The organism is Mycobacterium sp., assembly GCF_032161845.1.
Lineage (GTDB): Bacteria > Actinomycetota > Actinomycetes > Mycobacteriales > Mycobacteriaceae > Mycobacterium.
In genome coordinates this window covers 1-7,569 of sequence record NZ_JAVRQA010000513.1, presented here as the reverse complement: position 1 = coordinate 7,569, position 7,569 = coordinate 1, and the positions used below count along the sequence as shown (strand labels likewise).

Below are 7,569 nucleotides of genomic sequence, written 5' to 3'. Positions count from 1 at the left end.
AGCGCGCATCTCGAATGCCTCCGCCGCGCAAGGAAAGTCCTCGGTGGCCCGCAAGGGTGGCAAGTCCGGGTCTTACGACGACTGGACGGTCGCCGAGCTCAAGAAGCGCGCGAAGGACCTCGGTTTGTCGGGTTACTCCAGTCTGACCAAGAGCAAGCTGGTCTCGAAGATCCGCAACAGTTGAGCGATTCGGCGGACGCACCGGACGTCGACCTCGACCTGCTACGGGAGTTGCTCGGAACCTACGGACCGTGCGGTCAGGAGGACGCGGTCCGCGAGGTATGCCGTCGTGAGCTCGAACCCCACGCCGACGAGGTCTGGATCGACGAGGCGGGCAACGTGGTGGGGTTGCTACGGGGCAGCGACGCCGACGAGCCGGCAATACGGGTGATGGCTCACATGGACGAGCTGTCCATGCTCGTCAAGCGAGTCGAATCGGACGGGTCGCTGCACGTGACCCAGCTGGGCACCATGTACCCGGCGAACTTCGGGTTGGGACCCGTTGCGGTGCTGGGGGATCGGGACACGTTGTGTGCGGTGTTGTCGTTGGGGTCCGAGCACACCACCAAGGAGAGTCAGCGGATCTGGGAGACCAAACCCGATCAGGGCGACAGGTCCCTGGATTGGGATCACGTCTACGTGTTCACCGGTCGCACGCCCGACGAGTTGGCATCGGTCGGGGTGCGCCCTGGCACGCGGGTGTGCATCGATCGCAGCAAGCGCACCCTGATCGAGTTCGGTGATTTCCTCGGCTGCTACTTCATGGACGACCGGGCGGCGGTTGTCGCCCTGCTGCAGGCGGCGCGGTCGTTGCGCGAGGGCGGCCAGCGACCGGCCGGGGACGTGTACCTGGTCTTCACCACCAACGAGGAGATCGGCGCGGCAGGCGGCTCGTATGCCAGTGGTGCTCTGCCGGGGACGCTGACCCTCGCCCTCGAGGTGGGGCCGACCGAAGCGGAGTACACCACCCGGGTCGGCGGCGGCCCCATCATCGGCTACGCCGACGCGCTGTCCGTCTACGACAAGGACGTCGCCGATCGTCTGATGAACATTGCCACCGCGCTGAATCTGTCGCCACAGGGCGCCGTCCTCGGCGCGTTCGAGTCCGACGCCTCGCATGCGAAGGCCAACGGAGCGGCGCCGCGAGCCGGTCTGCTATGCCTGCCGACGCTGAGCACGCACGGCTACGAAGTCATCGCCCGCACCGCAATTCCGGCGATGGTGGCAGTCCTCGTCGAATTTCTGCGGCATCCGACGCCCTAGGAACCAGCGTCGGCCAGCCGTGTCATCTGGCCCTGAGCACGTAGCCGCTGCCTCGGACGGTGTGAATCATCGGTCGGTGGTGGCCGGAATCGATCTTCTTGCGCAAGTAGGAGATGAAGATCTCGACGAGGTTGGGACTTCCACCGAACTCGCACTTCCAGACCTCCCGCAGGATCTGGGACTTCGCCACTACCCGTCCCGAATTGCGCATCAGGTACCTGAGCAACCTGAACTCGGTGGCAGTCAGATCGATCCTCTTTCCCGCCCGGGTCACGTCGTGGCTGTAGATGTCCAGCACTAGGTCGCCGACGACGATCTGACCGCGGTCCACGTCGGTGACTACGCCACTGCGCCTGATCAGCCCGCGCAATCGCAGAACTACTTCTTCGAGACTGAAGGGCTTGGTGACGTAGTCGTCGCCGCCCTGCGCCAGCCCCGCGATCCGATCCTCCACGCTGGCCTTGGCGGTCAACAGCAGCACCGGCAGGGTGGGCAGCAGGTCCCGCACCGAGCGCAACACCGCCAAACCGTCCACGTCGGGGAGAGTCCGATCCAGTACGACGACGTCGGGTGCTTCGCGCCGGACGCTGCGGATGGCACTCGATCCGTCGCCGGCGGTGGATACCTGCCAGCCCTCGCGGCGCAGGACGATGGTCAGCAACTCGGCCAGCACGGGTTCGTCGTCGACCACGAGCACCTTGACGGGGCGGCCGTCGGCGCGCAGGACTGGTGCTGGCGTGCCTGCGAAACTCGCTTCGCCGTGCGCACCGATCGTCATCGTCATGATGGACGCCCACCCGTCATGCCGCTGCCTTCCTCGTCGCCGTGAAGCTCGATCCGCGGCGTAAAGATGGTGTGTTATGAATCCGGCCACAGATTAACAGGGGGCCTCTGAACAGGCACTTTGACACTCGCTGCTGTGAAGATTCATAGCTTTCGCCCCGCGCGTGGCCGAGCGGTTTCATACCCGGCTCGCGCCGCGATCGGCGCGTCCGTCACGGGGACGGATGGCCCCCATGACCGAATCCGCCGGGCCCGGGCCCGGGCCTTGGGCCAGGTCCGGATGGGCCGGGTCCGGGCGGCGGCTGCCACGGAGTGAACATGACCGGCGGACTGGCGGGAAACGGGTTCGGTGGCCGTTGGGGACTGCCCACGACGGGGCCGCGGTCCCCGCCCGCCGGCCTCCGAGAGGTGGTCGGGTGGCTGCTGAACGTTGGCGTATCGGACGCGACCGGGGACTCTTCACTCGGCACGGGCGCCGTGACGGTCGGGGCCGATACGGCGTCTTGCTCGGTGGTCTCGGCAACGGTGCTGGGAGGGATCAACGGCACCGTGGCAATCGGGGGCACCGAGGGAGCCGGCGACTGCTCGGTTCGCATCAGATCGGGCAAGACGGGGGCTCCCCCTTGGCGCGCGAAGACAGCGGTCAACCCGGCGCCGACGAGAACGACGGCGAGCAGACTCGCCGCGGCGAGTTGGAGGCGTTGGTGCGGAACTCTGGCGCGTGGCGTGGCGCCGGACGCCGCAGCGGCACCCGACGAGGCGGCCAGGGGAGCGAAGAAGCGGCGAGCGTAGACGTCGAGGGCGGTGCGCGTCTCGAGGGGGATGTCCGGGTGCTGCACCAGCACGAGCGAATGTGCCAACCGCACGAAGACGTCTGCCAGGGCCGCCAGGTTGGCGGAGTTCGCGTCGGCGTCGGCGATGCGCCGAAGGCGTTCGGCCACCAATGGCACGACGGTTTCCATGATCGAACCGGATCCGGTGGACATCGTGGCGAGCAGAACTTCTGGTTCGGTGTTCAACTCCCGGCGCATCAGCGGATGGCCCCGCACGGACCACACCACCTCCCCAAAGGCGTGGACCACTTGCTCGTCGAACGACTCGATGTGAGCCGCGCCGTCGAACGCGGCGTCGAGAACGATCGACAGTTCGCGTAGCACCGCGAACCGCAGGAGGTCACCCTTGCTGGACCACCTGCGATAAACCGTCATGTGCGACACGGCAGCATATTTGGAGACGAGTTCCACCGTCGCGCGCTTGAAGCCGAAATCTGCGAGCACGCGCGAAGCGGCATCCAGAATCTTCACTCCGGTGGGGTCCGGCGCCTGCCCGGGCACAGCGGCTACCTTTCCTCGCAAGGAGAACCGTTGTCGGATCTCCGGCGGGTCCGATGATACTGCCGGGCGATGAGGCCCGCTCAGACGCTGTGGCACTTCACAGGTTACGACGGACCGCGACGCTGGTCGCCCCTGGCGCGGCGCGCGACGCTCGGGGGAAGCGTCACGCGCCGCAGCTCTGGGTCGCCGGGCATCACACGGCAGCGAATTGGTCCGTGCGAGAACGCTATCGAGCCTCGATGGGTGTCACCTTGCGGTGTGTTAAGAACTCGCTGTGAGCCGGTCGATCGCCGTCAAACCGTCGCAGGTACCCGCGAAGCGGCCGCCGATACCTTCATGTCCTGGCGCAGCGCGGTGAAGTCCGAGATCGTCTTGGTAGCCACGGTCGCCACCGGACGGGAGTTGCGGCCGGCTGCTTCCTTCTTCGACACCATCACCACGCTGTCTATGTAGGGCTGAATGGTGGTGGCGTTTTGCACGGTGGCGACGATGACGAGCTGGAAGCCGAACTTGCGGAACGCTTGAAGGGCTTGCTGCGCGAATTGCGGGTCGGACTTGGAGAATGCCTCGTCGAGCATCAGCTGCGCGAAAACCGGTTTGTTGTCCAGACTTTCGGGGCTTGCCAGGTTGAAGCTCAACGCACCTGCCAGGCAGAAGGCCATGAGCTTCTCCTGTTCGCCGCCGGAGTTGTCACCGGCGTTGCTATGCGTGCGGATCAGCTCTTCGCTGGTGACGTCCCATTCGGCGCAGTCGAACGTGAACCGATTGCGGACATCGAGCGCATCGCGCGTCCAGGCCTTGTCCTCGGGAGCGGTGGACGCCAACCGGTTGCGCAGCCGCAGGATGTCCGCGTACTGATCGAGGATCGCCTGCTTGTCGCCGAGCCCTACTTCGGCAATGCGGCGCGAGATGGCCTTGACGATGTCGGTGAGTTCGGCAACCGCGGTCAGGCTGCGCGGCGTGGCGCGCAGCGTCAAACGGGTACCGCGGTTGAACTCGACGGAGCCCAGGCCGGTGTTGACCCTGTTGATCTGCTCGCTGATGCGCCGGGCTTCCTGCTCGGCAACCCGGTGCAGCGTGAGGATGGCGTCAGGTGCTTGTTCGGTGACCAGCCGCATCATCCGTTCGTAGGCTTCGGGAAGCTCCCGCTCGTCGATGTGCCTGCACAACGCCACGTAGTCGTGCACGCGTTCGTCGAAGACCTCGCTGTCGTTGGGGATCGCGTCGGGAAACGCGGTATCGAACGTGCTCAGGATGCGGGCGAGCTCGTCGTAGGAGCGCCTCCGACTTTCGCGCAGCTGCTCGCGCTCACGCCGGATCGCGCTGAACAACGCCTCCCGATGCGGCTCGGGGTTGAGCAGCTCCAACGTCACCGGTAGGTCGCCTGCGTAGCGGTTCAGTAATTCGGTCAGCGGCTCGGACACGAACGCCGGTGTCAGGCGGTCCAAGAGTTCCAGCAATCGGGTCCGTCGGCCGTCGAGGTCGTCGCGGCGGATCTGGATGGCGCCGCGGCGCGTCATCAGTGTCTGGATCTGCTCCCAGCACTGGTCGGCCCGCGCGTTGAGCGCCTCGATGTCGGGGTGATCGGAGAGCAACAGTTCGTACTGCTCGCGCAGGCGGTCGGCATGTCCGTCAGCGGCCTCGGTGTCGACCTGATTCCACTGCGGGAACTGCTCGCAGATCGCCTTGCACGCGGCCGCCCGGTCCCGCCACTGCTGACGCTCGGCGGCGATGTCGTCGGCGGCACTCCTGGCCTGGTGATAGGCCTCTTCGGCTCCTGCGAGGTCGACGGTCAGTGCGTTGATCTTCGCGGCGACGTCACCCTGGTAGATGTAGTCGGCCTGCTTCAGCGGGCGGCGGTCGTCCTTGATGGCCAGCCGGTCGGAGTCCTTGTAGAGACCGGTGTCGGTGACCGCGCGCCGGAAGCGGGGAAATAGGTCAGGGGTGTCGACGCAGACGTGGTCACCGGCCGCGGCGACGACGTCGGCCGCCTCGGCGGCGCAGGCATGCTTCTCGTCGACGACGAACAGCTTGCCCGCCAACGTGTTCGGCTCGGCTTCCTTCGGGTCTGCGCCGACGAACTTGGCGCGGACGTGATGCAGTTGCAATCGTCCGCCCATGTTCGTCTCGTTGACGAACCGCAGCACCGCCGCGTAGTGGCTGTCAGGGACCAGCAGTCGCAATCCCACTCCGCGAAGTACCTTCTCCACGGCCAACCGCCAACGACTCTGGTCGGGCCGCAGGTCCATCAGCTCCGCGATGTACGGCAGCTCGCTCGAGTCCACTCCCACCGCGGCGCAGATGTGATCGCGCATCGTGATCGCGGACTCGGGCAGCGCCGAGCCGACGTGCTCGACCCGGCGTAGTTCCTTGCTTGCGTCATCACGCGCCAGCCGCGCAACCTTCTGTGCGTACTCGGCGTCGGTGGAGGATTCGCGGCCACGGTCCAACCTCGCCAGCAATTCGGTGGCCTGGGTGCTGAGTTCCTCACGCAGGTTCCAGAATTCGTCGGCGGTCTCCGGGATCTCGACGCCCTGCGGAGTCACCATGGACTCGTACGCGGCGCGGCGGCGGGAGACTTCGTCGGCCTGCGCCTCCGCCGCCGCCACCTGTGATTGCAGCGGCCCGATACTGGCGCTGGATCCGCTGATCTGAGCGTTGAGCGAATCCGCCTCGGCCTTGGCCAAATTGAGCGCTCGAGTGACGTCCTCATACTCGTTGCCGAGCTGATCGATCGTGGTGTCCAGCGAGTCGATCTGGGCCGGGCACTGCGCCAGCCGGACGTGGTCGGTGTAGGCGCGGACCATCGGTTGGTCCACCAGATCGATGATGCCGAGGTCGGAGGACTCCGAGCCGTAGCGCTGCTGGATCCTTTCGATGTCGCCGAGGATCTTGCGCTTGCGTTGCGCGACGGCGAGCAACTCGCGGGCGTCGACCAGGGGGTCGATCTGCTTGAGCGCATCGGGGAGTCGAGTCAGGCTGCTTGGTTCGTCGAGCATGAACTCGCGAACGAATTGCTCGAGTCCGCCAACGCTCTTCAGCGACTTCGCCTTGCCGAGCAGCTGCTGAGCCGCATCGGAGGCGCGAATGCCGATGGTGGCGTACAGCTGAGCGAGGTACTGCGACTCCACCTTCGTGGAGAACCGCCACTCGTCGTCCTTGAATACGCCCGAGTCGAAGCGCCCGGATGCCCACCGGTTACAGACGTCTTCGATGTCGCGGTCACCGTCGGCAAGGACGAATCGGCTCGAGGAGTCCGACCGTGATTCTCCGGTAAGCCATTTGAGCACCAGGCCGGTGATGGCGCGGCCGGTGTTGCTGGTGTAGGTAACGGCCACGGCCGACCAGGCGGTGCCGTCCCCACGCAGGTACATGACCTTGCTGGCGCCGGCTTCGCTGCGCTGCCCCCAGGCGCCACGGACGTACTTGTCGACGGTGCGTCGACCGGCGCTCGACCCGGCGGCCGAGTTGTCGCCGGAGGCGTTGAAGTTGCGGCGGTTGAACGGCAGAAAGCCGAGCGAGATCGCATCCAGCAGTGAGGATTTCCCGCTGCCGGAGGCACCGGCGATCAATGCGCCACCTTCGCCGAACGCGATCGTGTGATACCCGTCGAACACGCCCCAGTTGATGACCTGCAGGCGGGACAGATGGAACTGGTCAGGCATCGAGCGGTACTTCTTCCTGGTCTTGAGGAGCGCCACCGTTGAGCAAGATTTCGAACTGCTGCTGGAGCTCGCTGATCACCGACGCCGTCATGATGGCGTTGATCACCGGGCTGACGGTGTAGCTGTCCTCGTCGTCTCGACTCTTGCGAAGGATCTCCAACGACGCGAGCCGGGCGATGGCGCCGTCGATCCTTGCGGTGAAGGTGACGGTGTCACGATCGACCTCGTTGAGCACCCCGGAGAACAAACCGTGTACCTCGTCGCGACTGATCAGGATGCCCGCCTGGCCCGACGCGCGCATCATCTGCGCCAGGTGCAATGCCAAAATCGAGTCGTAGGTGCCCAGCGGTTCGCGGCGCAACAGCTTTGCGCCCCTTGCTGATTCGTACCGGGCCTGCTCGACGAAGGCGACCCCCTCACTCTCGGAGGCGCCGTCGACGATGCGTAGCAGCAGATCCAGTTCGGACAGGCGCACGCACAGCTGCGCGCGGTACTCGACGACCCACGTGTAGAGATCGCGATCG

6 protein-coding genes are annotated in these 7,569 nt (G+C 65.9%); 2 read left to right on the top strand and 4 right to left on the bottom strand.

Features of this window, described 5'->3' with window-relative positions:
* Both QOD90_RS28325 and QOD90_RS28320 read left to right on the top strand, forming a co-directional pair.
* Positions 1-184 (top strand): Rho termination factor N-terminal domain-containing protein (locus QOD90_RS28325; RefSeq protein ID WP_526355359.1); only part of this gene is annotated, 184 nt, incomplete at its 5' end.
* On the top strand, positions 181-1,263 hold the full coding sequence (locus tag QOD90_RS28320) for a M42 family metallopeptidase (RefSeq protein WP_526355357.1): 1,083 nt from the start codon (positions 181-183) through the stop codon (positions 1,261-1,263). The genes QOD90_RS28325 and QOD90_RS28320, both read left to right, overlap by 4 nt.
* 22 nt (positions 1,264-1,285) lie before the next feature.
* On the opposite strand, the gene QOD90_RS28315 is transcribed toward QOD90_RS28320, so the two are convergent.
* From QOD90_RS28315 to QOD90_RS28300, 4 genes are all read right to left on the bottom strand, one after another.
* On the bottom strand, positions 1,286-2,041 hold the full coding sequence (locus QOD90_RS28315) for a response regulator transcription factor (RefSeq protein WP_526355361.1): 756 nt from the start codon (positions 2,039-2,041) through the stop codon (positions 1,286-1,288).
* 217 nt (positions 2,042-2,258) lie between these two features.
* Positions 2,259-3,380: a TetR/AcrR family transcriptional regulator gene (locus QOD90_RS28310; protein ID WP_526355355.1), complete on the bottom strand. Its 1,122-nt coding sequence runs from the start codon at positions 3,378-3,380 to the stop codon at positions 2,259-2,261.
* Between the two features lie 293 nt (positions 3,381-3,673).
* Positions 3,674-7,045 (bottom strand): ATP-binding protein, encoded by a 3,372-nt coding sequence (locus QOD90_RS28305; protein WP_526355353.1) that lies wholly within the window; start codon positions 7,043-7,045, stop codon positions 3,674-3,676.
* The coding region (locus tag QOD90_RS28300; protein WP_526355351.1) for a DUF4194 domain-containing protein at positions 7,038-7,569 on the bottom strand (532 nt) is incomplete at its 5' end. The genes QOD90_RS28305 and QOD90_RS28300, both read right to left, overlap by 8 nt.